General features: G+C 71.5%; 11 protein-coding genes. 4 read left to right on the plus strand and 7 right to left on the minus strand.

All coding sequences use genetic code 11. From position 1 onward, the window contains the following. The first annotated feature begins 34 nt into the window (after positions 1-34). Positions 35-1,525: a peptide MFS transporter gene (locus Aru02nite_RS29700; RefSeq protein ID WP_203663248.1), complete on the plus strand. Its 1,491-nt coding sequence runs from the start codon at positions 35-37 to the stop codon at positions 1,523-1,525. Positions 1,526-1,577: 52 nt separating this feature from the next. Here Aru02nite_RS29700 and Aru02nite_RS29705 read toward each other — a convergent pair whose 3' ends face one another. The 7 genes from Aru02nite_RS29705 to Aru02nite_RS29735 form a co-directional block, all read right to left on the minus strand. Further along, the gene (locus Aru02nite_RS29705) at positions 1,578-2,924 is read right to left on the minus strand and encodes an ABC transporter substrate-binding protein (protein WP_203663250.1); all 1,347 of its coding nucleotides are present in this window, start codon (positions 2,922-2,924) and stop codon (positions 1,578-1,580) included. A gap of 159 nt (positions 2,925-3,083) precedes the next feature. Then, on the minus strand, positions 3,084-3,899 hold the full coding sequence (locus tag Aru02nite_RS29710) for a carbohydrate ABC transporter permease (protein WP_203663251.1): 816 nt from the start codon (positions 3,897-3,899) through the stop codon (positions 3,084-3,086). Beyond that, a complete protein-coding gene (locus Aru02nite_RS29715) occupies positions 3,896-4,852 on the minus strand; it encodes a carbohydrate ABC transporter permease (protein WP_203663252.1) in 957 nt (318 codons plus the stop codon). The genes Aru02nite_RS29710 and Aru02nite_RS29715 overlap by 4 nt, the downstream gene beginning before the upstream one ends. 209 nt (positions 4,853-5,061) lie before the next feature. Next, a complete protein-coding gene (locus tag Aru02nite_RS29720; protein WP_203663253.1) occupies positions 5,062-6,342 on the minus strand; it encodes an outer membrane protein assembly factor BamB family protein in 1,281 nt (426 codons plus the stop codon). A 94-nt stretch (positions 6,343-6,436) separates the two neighbouring features. Continuing rightward, on the minus strand, positions 6,437-10,354 hold the full coding sequence (locus Aru02nite_RS29725) for an ABC transporter ATP-binding protein (protein ID WP_203663254.1): 3,918 nt from the start codon (positions 10,352-10,354) through the stop codon (positions 6,437-6,439). Between the two features lie 76 nt (positions 10,355-10,430). Continuing rightward, a complete protein-coding gene (locus tag Aru02nite_RS29730) occupies positions 10,431-11,882 on the minus strand; it encodes an MFS transporter (protein WP_203663255.1) in 1,452 nt (483 codons plus the stop codon). A gap of 53 nt (positions 11,883-11,935) precedes the next feature. Further along, a complete protein-coding gene (locus tag Aru02nite_RS29735; RefSeq protein WP_203663256.1) occupies positions 11,936-12,121 on the minus strand; it encodes a hypothetical protein in 186 nt (61 codons plus the stop codon). A gap of 193 nt (positions 12,122-12,314) precedes the next feature. Here Aru02nite_RS29735 and egtB point away from each other — a divergent pair, with 193 nt between their 5' ends. Genes egtB through egtD form a run of 3 tightly spaced genes read left to right on the plus strand, consistent with a single transcriptional unit; the run spans position 12,315 to position 15,321 of the window. After that, a complete protein-coding gene (gene egtB, locus Aru02nite_RS29740) occupies positions 12,315-13,610 on the plus strand; it encodes an ergothioneine biosynthesis protein EgtB (protein ID WP_203663259.1) in 1,296 nt (431 codons plus the stop codon). Continuing rightward, positions 13,610-14,347, plus strand: coding sequence for an ergothioneine biosynthesis protein EgtC (egtC, locus tag Aru02nite_RS29745; RefSeq protein WP_203663261.1), 738 nt, complete (start codon positions 13,610-13,612; stop codon positions 14,345-14,347). Before egtB ends, egtC begins: the two co-directional genes overlap by 1 nt. Continuing rightward, the gene (gene egtD, locus Aru02nite_RS29750; RefSeq protein ID WP_373325013.1) at positions 14,344-15,321 is read left to right on the plus strand and encodes an L-histidine N(alpha)-methyltransferase; all 978 of its coding nucleotides are present in this window, start codon (positions 14,344-14,346) and stop codon (positions 15,319-15,321) included. Before egtC ends, egtD begins: the two co-directional genes overlap by 4 nt. Positions 15,322-15,554: the final 233 nt, after the last annotated feature.

Here is a 15,554-nt window from a genome sequence, read left to right on the forward strand (position 1 = left end):
GTGAGAGCCTGGGTGGAACGACGAGGAGGTGCCGGTGAGCCGGGCAGCGACCGACACGGTCCCGAACGCGCCGCAGACCGGGTTCTTCGGCCATCCGCGCGGGCTGGGCACGCTGTTCTTCACGGAGATGTGGGAGCGCGTCTCCTACTACGGGATGCGCGCCATCCTCCTCTACTACATGTACGCGTCGGTGTCGGACGGTGGACTGGGCATCGCGCAAGGCACCGCGTCGTCGCTGATGTCGATCTACGGCTCGGCCGTGTTCATGGCCGGGGTGGTGGGCGGCTGGCTCGCCGACCGGCTGCTCGGATCCCGCCGGTCCATCTTCGGCGGCGGCGTACTCATCATGTGCGGCCACATCTGCCTGGCCGTACCGAGTGGTGGGCGGGGTGCGCTCTACCTGTCGATGGTGTGCATCGTGCTCGGCACCGGCCTGCTCAAGCCGAACATCTCCAACGTCGTCGGCGACCTCTACCCGCGGTCGGACTCCCGGCGGGACGCCGGCTTCAGCATCTTCTACATGAGCACCAACATCGGTGCGTTCATCGCGCCGATCGTCGTCGGCAGCCTCGCGGCCAACTACAACTACCACGTCGGGTTCAGCTTCGCCGCGTTCGGCATGGCGCTCGCGCTCGTCGCGTACGTGGCGTTCGGGCGCTGGCTCGGGGACGCGGGGCGCGCGGCGCACAACCCGGTGCGTACCGAGGAGCGGCGGCCGCTGGTGTTGCGGTTCGGGATCGGGATCCTCGTGGCCTTCCTCGTACTCGGCGGGATGGCGGTGGCCGGCGTCCTGACCGTGAAGTGGGTCATCGACCTGATCACGCTGCTGTCGATCGTCCTGCCCGTCGGGTACTTCCTGGTCATGCTGCGCAGCCCGCGCACGAACGCGGACGAGCGCTCGCGGGTGCGGGCGTACATCCCGCTGTTCGTGGGGTCGGTGTTCTTCTGGATGATCGAGGAGCAGGGCTCGGTGGTACTGGCGACGTTCGCGCAGAAGCGGACCGACCTCACCCTGGGCGGGTTCTCGATCCCGCCGTCGTGGTTCCAGTCGGTGAACCCGGCGGCGATCGTGATCCTGGCGCCGCTGTTCGCGGTGCTGTGGACGAAACTCGGCGACCGCCAGCCGCGTACGCCGGTGAAGTTCGGCGCGGGCATGGTGCTCGCGGGGATGTCGTACCTGCTGATGACCGGGCCGGGGCTGATCAACGGGACGTCAGTGCCGGCCAGCCCGCTGTGGCTGGTGGGCAGCTTCGTCGTGGTGATCCTCGGCGAGCTGTGCCTGTCCCCGGTCGGGCTGTCCGCGACGACGAAGCTGGCGCCGGTGGCGTTCGCCTCGCAGACGATGGGGCTGTGGTTCCTGTCCGACGCGGCGGCGCAGGGCATCAGCGCGCAGATCGTACCGGTGTTCTCGCCGTCCACCGAGGTCGCGTACTTCGCGGTCGTTGGCGGCATCGTGGTCGCGCTCGGCGTCGTGATGTTCCTGCTGGCGCCCGCGATCACGCGGCGGATGGGCGACGTGAACTGACGCGTGTGGGCCGCGCCGGTCGGGGATCCCGGTGACCCCGACCGGCGGGCGGTCAGTGGTAGTGCTTGTCGTACGCCGCGCGGATCAGGTCGGCGCGCGACCGGAGTTGCTTGTCCAGCCGGGAGAAGACGTCCGCGACGTCGGCGTTGGACGAGTACAGCTTGGTGAGGGCCTGGTCCATCATGTCGCCGGCGTTCGACACCACCGGCCGTACCAGGTCCTGCGGCTTCGTCAGCGGCAGCTGCTTCAGCGCGGTGAGCTGGTTCGGGTCCTTCGCCGCCTTGACGAGCTCGGGCTCCTGCTGCGCGGCCTTCACCACCGGCAGGTACCCGGTGCCGACGGTCCAGTGCGCCGAGTTCGCCGGCCGCCCCAGGAACTTCAGGTACTCCCACGCGGCCTGCTTGCGCGCGCTCGGCGCGTACCGCAGGATGCCGATGCCGCTGCCGCCGGTGGGGCAGCCGAAGTTGCCGTCGTGCTTGGGCAGGAACGCCGTGCCCACCTCGTACTTGCCGCCCTTCGCGAGCAGCTCGGCCTGCTTCAGCCCACCCGTACTGCCGAAGTACGACGCGCAGATGCCGTTGGCGAGGTCCTGGTCCTGCTTGGCCGACAGGTACGCGGCGCCGTCCTTGCGGATGAAGTCGACCATGAACCGTGCCGCCGCAACGCTTTCCGGGCTGTCGAGCGTGACCTCCAGGCCCTTCGAGTAGTGGCCGCCCCAGGACCAGATGTTGCTCTGCAGGTACCAGCTGGCGTAGACGCTGCCGAGGGCGAGGACCTTGGCGTGCCCCGCCTTCGTCTTCTGCCGCATGATGGCCGGCGCCCACTGCTTGAGCTGCTCCCAGGACTCGGGGCCGGCGGCCGGCAGCCCGGCCTTCTCGAACAGCGTGCGGTTGAAGTAGTACAGCGGGGTGCTCCGGGCGAACGGCAGCCACCAGAGCTTGCCCTGCACCGTACCTTCCTGGATGAACTGGTCGATGTAGTTCTCCGGCCGCAGCTCGTCGTCGAAGTACGCGTCGAACGGTTCCAGCGCGTCGGCCAGGTGCATCTTCCGCCACGTGATCTCGCTCAACAGCACCAGATCGGGGATCTGCCGGGCGACGATCGCGGTGGCGAGCTTCTGCATGGTCCGCTCGTAGCTGCCCTGGAACTGCAGCTCGACGAAGACGTCCGACTGCGACTGGTTGAACTTCGTCGTCAGCTCGGTCAGTACCGCCATGTTCGCGCCGCCCATCGAGTGCCAGAACACCAGATGGGCCCGCTTCCTGTACGCCGCCGGCACCGTACCGACCGTCTGCTGGAACGCGCCGCTGCCGCAGCCGGCCAGCGCCGCCACACCACCGAGGCCGGCCGCGGCGAGCAGGCCGCGCCTGCTCCACCCGCGCATGTCACCCCCGCTCATGCGTACTCCTCCACCGTCGGAGCACCCGTGCGGCGCGACACCGCGCCATGCCCATGATTCGCTCGCTCGCGCCGCCTCATGCGCGTTCCTCCTTCGTCGGAACGCTCATGAGGCACGACAGCGCAATGCCCTTGATTCGCTCGCTCGCGCTCGCTCATGTCAGCCCTTCGTCGCGCCGGCGGTGAGCCCGGCGATGATCTGCCGCTGGGCGATGAAGAACACGACCAGCACCGGCACCACGATGAACACGGCGGAGGCCATGACGGCGCCCCAGTTCGTGAAGCCCTCGGAGTCCTGGATCATCAGCATTCCGACCGGCAGGGTGCGCATCGAGTCGGTACTCGTGGACACCAGCGGCCAGACGAAGTCGTTCCACTTCTCCACCACGGCCACCACGATCACGGTGACGACCATCGGGCGCGACATCGGCAGCACGACGTTCCACAACACGCGCAGGTGGTTCGCGCCGTCGACCTTCGCCGCCTCGGTCACCTCGTGCGGCAGCGTCATCATGTGCTGCCGCAACAGGAACATCGCGAACACCGAGCCGACACCCGGCACGATGATCCCCGCGTACGTGTTGACCCAGCCGAGCGCCGCGATGGTCAGGAAGTTCGGCATGAGTACGACGGTGCCGGGCACCATCATGGCGCCGAGGAACAGCATGAACACCAGGTTCTTGGCGGGGAACCGGAGGAACGCGAACGCGTACGAGGACAGGATCGCCACGCACACCTGGATCAGCGCGCCGAGCAGCGTCACGATGACCGAGTTCTTGTACAGCGTGGCGAACGGCGCGGACGCCCAGCTGTCGACGTAGTTCTGCCACTCCACCGACGTCGGGAACCACTGGAACTGGAAGATCTTGTCCGGGCTCGTGACCGACGTGGTGAGCAGCCAGTAGATCGGCACGAACGCGCACACCAGGACGACGACGAGCCCCACGTACTTGAGGGTGGTGGTCAGCGGCTTCATCGGTAGTGCACCCTCCGCTCCATGAACCGGGCCTGCGCGGCGGTGATCGCGATCAGGATCACGAACATCACGAGCGCGCCCGCGCCCGCGTGGCCGGCGTCGAGTGCCTGGAAGGCCTGCTTGTAGATGTACCAGGAGATCGTCGTGGTGGCGTCGCCCGGACCGCCGTTGGTCATGATGGCGATGACGTCGAACGCCTGGAACGTGCCGACGATCGTCACCACCGTCACGAAGAACGTCACCGGCGACAGCAGCGGCAGCGTGATCCGCCGGAACAGCGTCCACGGGCCGGCGCCGTCGAGCCGGGCCGCCTCGTACAGGTCGGTGGGCATGCCCTGGAGGCCAGCCATGTAGACGACGGCGACGAAGCCGATGTTCTTCCACAGGTACACGAGGACGAGGCCCCACATGGCCCAGCTGGAGTCCGTCATCCACGCCGGGCCGGCGATCCCGACCTTCTCCAGGACGACCTTCATCAGGCCGATCTGCGGGTCGAAGATGAACAACCAGACGGTACCCATGGCGACGCCGCTGAGGATGTGCGGCGCGAACGACACCGTACGGACCAGGTTGCGGCCGACGAGCTTCTGGTTCAGCAGCATCGCGACGGCCAGCCCGGCGATCAGGCAGCCGATCACGACCGCGCCGGAGAACAGCACGGTGCGGCCGAGTACCGCCCAGAAGTCGGGGTCGCCGAACATGTCGGCGTAGTTGGCCAGCCCCACGAACGGGATCGTCGGCGACAGCATGTCCCAGCTCGTCAGGCTGAGATAGCCGTTGAAGACGATCGGCCAGTACGCGAAGACGGCGAGGAGCACCGCGTTCGGCGCGATGAACGCGAGGAACAGCAGGTACTCCCGGCGGCGACGGCGGCGCGGGCTCGCCGGCGTGCCGCGGGTCGGGGGATCAGCGGCGTCGGCCGGTGCCGCCGACGAACGATCGGTGACGGTCAAAGGCGCTACTCCTCGCAGGCAGGCCGCACGACGGGCGGGACGACCCGGCACACCGTCGGGGCGCCGACGATGAGAATTCGATGAAGATTTCGGTGAACAGTAGATGTCCAGCAGGTGAACGCGCAATACCTTCGCGTCCACCTAGATCACCGAAAATGTTCGCCACCGACGGTGCCCGCACCACCACCCGGTACTCGTGAAGGCGCAGGTCAGCGCCCCGGCAGCCGATACACCGACAGCGTGCAGTTGTCGTGGTGCACGTCCTCGACCGACGCCAGCAATACCAGCCCGCCATCCGCCGCCTGGAACCAGCCCGGCGCGGTGCCCCGAAACCGCCCGGACCGGTCGAGCAGTACCGGGCCGGCCGGTCCGCAGCCGAACACCACGCCACCCGCAACGCTCTTCGGCACGTACGCCATCCGGCGCGCGGGGCGGCCGACCGTCGCCGGACCGTCCGGCTGGAGGTCGATCGCGCGCAGCGAGTGCCGTTCCACGGTCGGGTTCGCGCCCGTCCTCGTGTCGCACAGGAGCGCGGTGGGGCCGTCGTACCAGCAGTTGTCGACGCCGCCGCCGAGCGCGGCCAGCCGCCGGCCGCTCCGCGCGTCCACCAGCACCGTGCCCTGCCCGTGGGCCGCGTCGACCACGACGGTGCCGGCGCCGCCCGCATCCGCCCCGGCCCGCGTGACCTGGCCGCCCAGCGCCCACCGCCGCCTTCCGGTATGCGCGTCGAGCGCCACCACCGTCGCCGGCGGCTCGTCGTCCATCGAGTACGGCAGGTGGCGGCGGTAGGTGAGTACGGTGTCGCCGACGACCCGATCCGGCGCCACGCCCGGCGCGCGCCACAGCTCGTGCCCGTCGCGCGCGGACAGCGCGATCGTCGTCTCGGCGCGTACGTCGTCGTCATCGCCGTACGTCGTCGCATCGAGAAGCACGGTCCGTTCGTCGGCGGCGAACACGTCCGCGCCGAAGGCGCCGTACCGGCCGGTGGGTACGGACCAGCGCCGGTGGCCATCCCGCGCGGACAGCGCGGCGAGTCCCAGCTCGCCACCGTCGTCGTCGCCGTAATCCAGGAAGACGGTGTCACGGTTCAGCACCGGTGGGAGTGTGCCCATCCGGTACGTGGCGCTCGCCGTCCCGGGCACCCGGTCGCCGGTCGAGCGCGACCACCGCGACACCCCGGTACGCACGTCCGCGACGACCACACGCAGGTGATCACCCGCGGCGGCGTCGCCCTCGTACGCGAGGGTCCCGCCGGACATCGTGACCGTGTCCAGGCGGTCCAGCGCGTACCGCCGGGAGACGGGTGCCGCGCCGCTGACCTGCCGGCGCCACAACGGCTTCCCGAGTGAAACGGGCGTCGGTCGCGCGCTCGACCGCGCTGCCGCCGGTGTCGCCGATCCGGACGGCCGCGCCGCCGCCCGGTCACCGGCGCAGCCGGACAGCCCCACCGTCAGCACACCCGCGACCGCTGCCGCGACCAGACCCCGCACCCGGCCTCCCCCGCCCGCCGGACCGCCCCGCGCGGCCCCGGCGGGACACGATAGGGGGTGCCCGCATCCGTACTGGTCGCGCGGATGTCGGCGGTCAGTCGGGGACGGGGGTGGCGTGGCCGGCGCGGAAGACCTCCCACTGCCGGGCGTACGTGCCGTCGGCGGCGAGCAGGTCGGCGTGCGTACCGGTCTCGACGACGCGGCCGTGGTCGAGTACGACGATGCGGTCGGCGCGGGCGGCGGTGGTGAGCCGGTGTGCCACGACGAGCGTGGTTCGCTTGCCCACCAAGCGTTCCGTGGCGCGGGTGACGTCGGCCTCGGTGGCCAGGTCGAGCGCGGCGGTCGCCTCGTCCATGACGAGGATGTCCGGCTCGACGAGCTGCGCGCGGGCGAGCGCGAGGAGCTGCCGCTGACCGCTGGACAGGTTCCGGCCGCGTTCGGCGACCTCGTGGTGGTAGCCGCCGTCGAGGCGCGCGATCATGTCGTGCGCGCCGACCGCCCGCGCCGCGGCCTCCACCTCAGCGTTCGTCGCCTCCGGCCGGCCGTACGCGATGGTGTCGCGCACGGTCCCCGGGAACAGGTACGCCTCCTGCGGGACGACACCCATCCGGTGCCGGTACCCGGCGAGGTCGTACCGGCGGATGTCGACGCCGTCGACGCGGACCTCGCCGCCGGTGACGTCGTAGTACCGGGAGACGAGTTTGACCAGGGTGGACTTGCCGGCGCCGGTCTCGCCGACCACGGCGACGGTCTCGCCCGGCGCGACCCGGAGGTCCACATCGGACAGTGCGAGCCCGGATCCCTTGCGGGACAGGCCGTCCCGGTCGGCTTCATCGGCGCCGAGCGCGGCCGGGTCGCCGGACTCGGGGTCGTGCGAGCCCGCGCCGTACCCGAAGGACACGCCGTCGAACACGATCTCGCCGCGCAACCGCGCCGGTACGGGCACCGGGTCGGTCGCCTCCGGCGTGCTCGTCGGCGTACGGAGCAGGTCGCGGATCCGGCGCAACCCCACCGCCGCCTGCTGGTACCCGTCGAAGACCTGGGAGAGCTGCTGCACCGGGGCGAAGAACATGTCGATGTACAGCAGGTACGCGATGAGCGCGCCGGCGGTGAGCTTGTCGTCGTGCACCAGCTGGCTGCCGACGATGAGCGCCAGCGCCGACGCCACCGTCGACAGGAACTGCACGAACGGGAAGTACGTGGCGATGTAGCGCTGCGCCCGGGTCCGCGTCACCCGGTAGTCGTCGCTGCGCGCCGAGAACCGCGCCCGGTTGTGCCCCTCCCGCCGGTACGCCTGCGCCACGCGCATCCCGGCCACGTTCTCCTGCAGGTCGGCGTTGACGATGCCGACCTTCTCCCGCGCCTCGTTGTACGCCTTCGACGAGCGGGCCCGGAAGATCAGCGTGGCCACCACCATGATGGGCAGCACGCTGCACACCACGAGCCCGAGTTCGATGTTCAGGTACAGCAGGGCGCCGAGGATGCCGAAGAACGTCAGTACCGAGACGAACGCCTGGATCAGCCCGGTCTGCAGGAACGACGAGAACGCGTCGACGTCCGTCGTCATCCGGGTCATGATCCGGCCGGACATCTCCTTCTCGTAGTAGTCCAGGCCGAGCCGTTGCAGGTGCGCGAACGACTTGACGCGCAGCGAGTAGAGCAGCCGTTCGCCGGTACGGCCGGTGATCCGGGTCTGTCCTATCTGGACGATCCAGTCGACCGCGACGACCGCCAGGCCGAGCAGCGAGACGGCGACGATGACGCCCATCGCGGCCTTCTGCACCCCGTTGTCCACCCCGGAACGGATCAGCGCCGGCAGGATCAGCGTCGCCGCCGCGTCCGCCGCGACCAGCAGCAGCGCCAGTACGAACGGCGTGACCATCGGGCGCAGCAGGCTGGTGAGCGTGAAGTTCCGGTCCGACCGGCGCACCGTGGCCTCGTCCACGTCCGGCGTGTCCGTGGCCGCCGGCAGCGCGGCGACCTGCGCGAGCAGTTCCGGGGTGGGCGGCATGCTCGCCAGCGCGCCGCCCATCGGCCCCATGCCGCGACCGCCGCCGCCACCCGGCCGGGCACCGCGCGGCAGCCCCGTCCCGTCTCCCGCCACCGCCTGGTACGCGTCGGCCGGCGCACGGTCGTCCGCCCACAGCCGCGCCGTCGTACCGTCGGGGTTGCGGGCGTCCACAGTGGACTCGTCGACGGGCAGCTCGCCGGCGTCGATGCCCTCCGCGTCGTCGCCCGGCCCGGACAGCAGCAGCGTGTACAGCGGGCAGCGCTCCGCCAGCTCCTCCTCCGTACCGACGTCGACGACGCGGCCCTCGTCGAGGACGGCGATCCGGTCGGCCAGCGCCAGCGTCGACCGGCGGTGCGCGATGAGCAGCGTGGTACGCCCGGCCATCACGCGCGCCAGCGTCTGGTGGATCTCCGCCTCGATCCGCGCGTCCACCGCAGACGTCGCATCGTCCAGTACGAGGATGCGCGGGTCGGTGATCAGCGCCCGGGCCAGCGCCACCCGTTGCCGCTGCCCGCCGGACAGGGTCAGGCCCTTCTCCCCGAGCATCGTGTCGTACCCGTCGGGCAGCGCCATGATGAACTCGTGCGCCTCCGCGGCCCTCGCCGCCGCGACGATCTGCTCCTCGGTGGCGTCCGGCCGGCCGTACGCGATGTTGGCGGCGACGGACTCGGAGAACAGGAAGCTGTCCTCCATCACCATGCCGATCGAGGCGCGCAGCGAGTCGATGGTCAGCTCGCGGACGTCCCGGCCGGCGACCCGCACTGCCCCACCCTGTACGTCGTAGAACCGGGGCAGCAGCAGCGACACCGTCGACTTGCCCGAACCGGACGCGCCGACCAGCGCGATCGTCTCGCCCGGCCGCGCGGTCAGCGTCATCCCGCGCAGTACCGGCGACGACGGCACGTACCCGAAGGTCACGTCGTCGAACTCGACCGTCGGCGTCCGGTCGTCCGGTACGTCGACGGCGTCGGGGGCCTCGGTGACCAGCGGCCGCGAGTCGACCACCTCGAACACCCGGATCACGCTGGCGCGCGCCTGCTGCCCGATCGTCAGCAGCCCGGACAGCATCCGCACCGGGCCGATCAGCTGCGCCAGGTACGACGAGAACGCGAGGAACGTACCGAGAGTGATCTGGTGGTTGATCGCCAGCCACCCGCCGAGCGCGAGGACGCCGACCTGGCCGAGCGCCGGGATCGCCTGCAGTGCCGGGTTGTACCGGCTGTTCAGCCGTACGGCGCGCAGCCGCGACGCGAAGAGTCGCCGGGCCACCGCCGACAGCTTGCCGAGTTCCTGGTCCTCCTGGCCGAAGCCCTTCACCACCCGTACGCCGGTGACGGCGTCGTCGACGACCGCGGCGACCGCGGCCGCCTGCTGCTGCGCCTCCCAGGTGGCGGGGAACAGCCGCTTGCGCGCGCGGGTCGCGATCCACCACAGGCCGGGGCCGACGGCGAGCGCGATCAGGGTCAGCAGCGGCGACAGCGTGAGCATGATGACCAGCGACATCACGAACAGCAGCGCGTTGCCCAGCATGATCGGGACCATCCCGAGCAGGCCCTGCACCATCGTGATGTCCGAGGTGGCGCGGCCGACGACCTGACCGGTCTGCAACTCGTCCTGGCGGGCGCCGTCCAGGTTCGACAGCGCGGTGAAGATGTCGTTGCGCATGTCGTGCTGGACGTCCAGCGCCAGCCGCCCGCCGTGGTACCGCCGCATGAACGCCGTCACGTACGTGAGGACGGCGGCGAGGATGAGCAGCGCCGCCAACGGCAGCAACGGCATCTTCGTACTGAGGATCGCGTCGTCCACGATCGCCCGCTGGATCAGCGGCACGACCGCGGTCACCGCCATGCCGGCCACGGACGCGCCGAACGCCAGCACCACCCGCGACTTGTACCGCCAGCAGTAGCTCAGGAGGCGCCGGAGCCAGCCGGGACCGTCCGTACCGACATCGACCGGTGTCACCGGCCCGGTCCGTACGTCCGGTTCCCGCGTGCTCGTCATCTGGCCACCAGCTCCTCGGCGTCGTCGGCGCACCCCCACGCTAATACGGAGTCTGACTCATGATCTACGTTGGGACTCACGTCACACGACGCCTCGACCCCAGTACCAGGTCGACGATGCCCACGACCAGGGCCACCAGTACCAGGGCGACCGAGCCGCGCAGGCCGAACGCCGCCGCCCGGTGGTAGTCGCCGTGCGAGCTGGCCAGGGTGCCGAAGAACAGCGCACCCGCCACCGCCGTACCGACCGCTGAGCCGATCCGCTGGCCCGTCTGGAGCACGCCCGCCGCCGTACCGCCCTCGGCCGGGGGCACCTCGTCCAGCGTGAGCGTCTGGTTCGGGGCGATCGTCAGGCCGCTGCCGATGCCGGCCACCGCCAGCGGCAGCGCCGTCGCCAGCGCCACGCCGTCCCCCGCGAACCACCGGATCACCACGTCGGTCGCGGCCAGCCCGACGGCCACCGCGGCGACGCCGACCACGACCAGCGGCCGCCCGTACCGGGAGACGATCCGGCCGCCGACCGCCGCCGAGACCGCCGACCCGACCGCGAACGGCAGCATCGCCGCGCCCGCCTCCAGCGGCGAGTAGCCGAGGCCGCGCTGGAAGAACAGCGTGATCACGAAGAAGATCCCGGTGAATCCCGCGAAGTACGCCAGGCCGAGCGCGGTGCCCATCGTGTAGCTGCGGGTCCGCAGCAGCGCCGGGTTCACCAGCGGCTGGCAGCCGCGCCGGCGGTACCGCCGCTCCCAGGCGACGAAGCCGCCGAGCAGCGCGGCACCCACCGCGAGCAGCCACCACGGCGCGCCGGCCAGGCCCTTCTCGGCGTCGATGAGCGGCAGCATCACGGTGACGACCGTGGCGCCGAGCAGCACCGTACCGACGAGGTCGAGGGTGCGGCGGGCGCCGGCGGCGACGGTGTCGCGCGGCAGCAACCGCCAGCCGGCGTACAGGGCGAAGAGGCCGATGGGGAGGTTGACGTAGAAGACCCAGCGCCAGCCCTCGTGCGTGCCGAACGCCTGGATGAGCAGGCCGCCGAGCAGCGGGCCGATCGCGGTCGAGATCCCGACCGTCGCCCCGAACAGGCCGAACGCGCGCCCCCGCTCCTTGCCCCGGAACAGTACCTGGATCACGCCGATGACCTGCGGGTTCAGCAGTCCGCCGGCGACTCCCTGGAGCAGCCGCGCCACCACCAGCCAGGTACCGGACTGGGCGGCGCCGGCGAGCGCGCTGGTCGCCGTGAACAGGGCGAGCCCGGCCAGGAACATGCGCTTCCGGCCGCGGTCGTCGCCGAGCCGGCCGGCGGCGACGAGTACCAGGCCGAACGTGAGCGCGTACCCGGAGACGACCCAGGACAGGTCGGAGGCGGTGGCGCCGAGGCCGGTCTGCATGGACGGCAGCGCGACGTTCACGATGCTGACGTCCAGCAGGGTCATGAAACCGGCGAGCAGGCACACGGACAGCGCGCGCCAACGGCGCGGATCCGGCACGTACTCCCCGGCCTGGCGGGCACTCCTGTCGACCGATGTCATCACTACATCGTTCAACGCCACCCGGGTCGCCGCAGTTCCACGGGTGGGCGGGCTCACCCGTTCTCGGGTACCTCGCGGGCCATCTCCAGCCAGCCGCTGCCGGTGCATTCGGGGCAGCGGGTGGGCGCGGCGAGCGAGAACGCCTCGCTGCTTCCCCACTGCACGGCCATCTTCGGCGCCCAGACCACCCCGCCGCCGCGGCAGAACTGGCACATGATGCGGGTGACCTGCTCGGACATACGCCGCACCCTACCGGCGGGGGTTTCGTGGCGCGCACGGACATGGCGCTGCGCCCATAGCGAACATTTGGGAAATGTGTTGTGATATCAGGCTGGTTGCCTCGACCCCGCCTGCGGGCCACGCGCCCCGGGTACGGTCCGCAGGAGAGGTGCCGACGGACCGCGTGCCGCCGGATCCCGAGGGGGTCTGCCGATGACCGAGACCGACACCCTGCGGGAACGCGTGGCCGTCGAACTCACCCGCGCACGCGAACGCACCCTCACCCTCGCCGACGCCGTCGACGACCACGACCTGGTACGCCAGCACTCGCCGCTGATGTCCCCGCTGGTGTGGGACGTCGCGCACGTCGGCAACCAGGAGGAGCTGTGGCTGGTACGTGACGTCGGCCGGCGGGAACCCGTCCGCGCCGACATCGACACGATGTACGACGCGTTCCAGCACCCGCGCGCGGACCGGCCCGCGCTGCCGCTGCTCGACCCGACCGAGGCGCGGGCGTACATCCGGACCGTACGGGACAAGGCCCTCGACGTACTCGGGGCGGAGCCGCTCGCGGGTCGGCGGCTCACCACGGACGGCTTCGTGTTCGGCCTGATCGTGCAGCACGAGCAGCAGCACGACGAGACGATGCTCGCCACCCACCAGCTCCGTACCGGCCCGGCCGTGCTCGACGCGCCGCCGCCGCCCGCGCCCGACGTACCGGTGGACGACAGGGCGGAGGTGGTCGTGCCGGCCGGCGCGTTCACGATGGGCACGTCGGTGGAGCCGTGGGCGCTGGACAACGAGCGGCCCGGGCACACCGTCGACCTCCCCGCGTACGCGATCGACGCGGTGCCGGTGACGAACCGCCGGTACGCGGAGTTCGTCGCGGACGGCGGGTACGACGAGCCGCGCTGGTGGACGGCCGACGGCTGGGCGCACCGGCGGGAGGCGGGCCTGACGATGCCGATGCACTGGCACGGCGACGGCACCGCCACCCGGTTCGGCCGCCGCACCGACCTTCCGCCGGACGAGCCGGTCCTGCACGTCTGCTGGTACGAGGCGGCGGCGTTCGCGGCGTGGGCGGGGCGGCGGCTGCCGACAGAGGCCGAGTGGGAGAAGGCGGCACGGTGGGATCCGGCGACCGGCCGCTCCCGCCGGTACCCGTGGGGCGACGACGATCCGACCGCCCGGCACGCCAACCTCGGCCAGCGGCACCTGCGCCCGGCCCGGGTCGGCGCGTACCCGCTCGGCGTCTCGCCGCTCGGCGTACACCAGCTCGTCGGTGACGTGTGGGAGTGGACCGCCACCGAGTTCACCGGGTACCCGGGTTTCACGGTGTTCCCGTACCGGGAGTACTCGGAGGTGTTCTTCGACCGGGGGTACCGGGTGCTGCGGGGCGGGTCGTTCGGGACGGATCCGGTGGCCTGCCGCGGCACGTTCCGCAACTGGGACTGGCCGGTGCGGCGGCAGATCTTCGCCGGCTTCCGGACCGCGCGGGACGTCGCCTGATGTGCCGCCAGCTCGCGTACCTGGGGCCGCCGGTGACGCTGGCGGCGCTGCTGCTCGACCCGCCGCACTCGCTGCTGCACCAGTCGTACGCGCCGGCGGAGATGCGCGGCGGCGGCACGGTGAACGCGGACGGCTTCGGCGTCGGCTGGCACACGGGCGACGGGCCCGTGCGGTACCGCCGGGCGTGTCCACTGTGGAGCGACGAGTCGTTCGGCGCGCTGGCCCGGGTCACCCGGTCCGGCGCCGTGTTCGCCGCCGTACGGTCGGCCACGGTCGGCATGCCGGTCACCGAGACCGCGTGCGCGCCGTTCGCCGACGGTGCGCTGATGTTCGGGCACAACGGGCGGATCCTCGGCTGGCCGGACAGCGTCGCGAAGCTCGCCGAACGGCTGCCCGTCACCGACCTGCTCACGCTCGACGCGCCGACCGACTCGGCGCTGCTCTGGGCCCTGGTACGGCACCGGCTGCGGGCCGGCGCCGACCCGACCGACGCGGTACGCGGGGTGGTGTGCGACGTGCTCGCCGCCGCACCCGGCTCCCGGCTGAACCTGGTGCTGCACACCGGTTCCGCGGTCGTCGCGACGACCGCCGGCCACTCGCTGTCGTACCTGGACACGGGCGACGCGCTCACCGTCGGCTCCGAACCCTCCACAGTGGACAGACCGTGGACCCCCGTACCGGACGGCAGGATCCTGACCGGCACCCCGGACCACCTGGTACTGGAGGAGCTGTGCTGAGCGAGCGACCCACCTTCGACGTACGGCTGACGCCGGCCGACCAGACCCGGGCGCTGCGTACCGACGCGGTCACCGGGCTCACCGCCCGCCCCAAGTGGCTGCGCCCCACCTGGTTCTACGACGCCCGCGGAAGCATGCTGTTCGACGAGATCACCCGCCTCCCCGAGTACTATCCGACCCGGACCGAGCGGTCCATCCTCACCGTGCACGCCGCCGACATCGCCGCCACCACCGGCGCGGAAACCCTGGTGGAACTGGGATCCGGCGCCTCGGACAAGACCCGGCTGCTGATCGAGGCCGGGCTCGACCACGGCACCCTGGCCCGCTTCGTACCGCTGGACGTGTCGGAGAGCGCGCTGCGGGCCGCCGCCGCGACCCTCGCCGCCCGGTACCCGAAGCTCGCGGTGCACGGGGTGGTCGGCGACTTCACCCGGCACCTCGACGCGCTGCCGGACACCGGGCACCGGCTCGTCGTGTTCCTCGGCGGCACCATCGGCAACCTGCTGCCGCCCGACCGCGCCCGGTTCCTCGCCGACCTGCGCGGCGTCCTGCACCCCGGCGAGTGGCTGCTGCTCGGCACCGACCTGGTCAAGGACATCCCGACCCTGCTCGCCGCGTACGACGACCCGGGCGGGGTCACCGCCGACTTCAACCGCAACGTCCTCCGCGTACTCAACCGCGAACTGGCCGGCGACTTCCCCGTCGACGAGTTCGCCCACGTGGCGCGCTGGGACGCCGAGGGCGAACGGATCGAGATGCACCTGCGGGCCGGGCGGGCACTCACCGTCACGCTCGCCGCGCTCGACCTGACGATCGAGTTCGCCGACGGCGAGGACCTGTGCACCGAGATCTCCGCGAAGTTCCGCCCCGCCGGCATTGCGGCCGAACTGTCCGCCGCCGGCTTCGCGGTGGCCGACCTGTGGACCGACCCGGCCGACGCGTTCGCCGTCACCCTGGCGCGCGCCGTGCCGTGACCGTCCCCTGTCGTACGCCTGTGCGAAGGTACTAGGGCGTGTCTGCACAACTCCGCCCGTACGAGCCGGAGTCGGTTCGGCTGCGTCGGCGGGGCACGGATGCACACCGGTGTCGGGTGTGCCCGTGCCGCCACCGCCGAGCGGGGCGAACGACCCGGCCGCGCCGGGCGGGGTGAGCGGACACTCCCTGGGGCCGACCCGCCGATTCCGGTCGGCTGCGGCGTGTCCCCGCC

It is taken from the genome of Actinocatenispora rupis (assembly GCF_016861975.1).
GTDB classification, from domain to species: Bacteria; Actinomycetota; Actinomycetes; order Mycobacteriales; family Micromonosporaceae; genus Actinocatenispora; species Actinocatenispora rupis.

What these genes read in the sequence shown, in the direction of transcription:
- Aru02nite_RS29710 (WP_203663251.1), bottom strand. Translation starts at nt 3,899, where the DNA reads ATGAAGCCGCTGACCACCACCCTCAAGTACGTGGGGCTCGTCGTCGTC.
- egtC (WP_203663261.1), top strand. Translation starts at nt 13,610, where the DNA reads ATGTGCCGCCAGCTCGCGTACCTGGGGCCGCCGGTGACGCTGGCGGCG.
- Aru02nite_RS29705 (WP_203663250.1), bottom strand. Translation starts at nt 2,924, where the DNA reads ATGAGCGGGGGTGACATGCGCGGGTGGAGCAGGCGCGGCCTGCTCGCC.
- Aru02nite_RS29730 (WP_203663255.1), bottom strand. Translation starts at nt 11,882, where the DNA reads ATGACATCGGTCGACAGGAGTGCCCGCCAGGCCGGGGAGTACGTGCCG.
- Aru02nite_RS29725 (WP_203663254.1), bottom strand. Translation starts at nt 10,354, where the DNA reads ATGACGAGCACGCGGGAACCGGACGTACGGACCGGGCCGGTGACACCG.
- egtB (WP_203663259.1), top strand. Translation starts at nt 12,315, where the DNA reads ATGACCGAGACCGACACCCTGCGGGAACGCGTGGCCGTCGAACTCACC.
- Aru02nite_RS29735 (WP_203663256.1), bottom strand. Translation starts at nt 12,121, where the DNA reads ATGTCCGAGCAGGTCACCCGCATCATGTGCCAGTTCTGCCGCGGCGGC.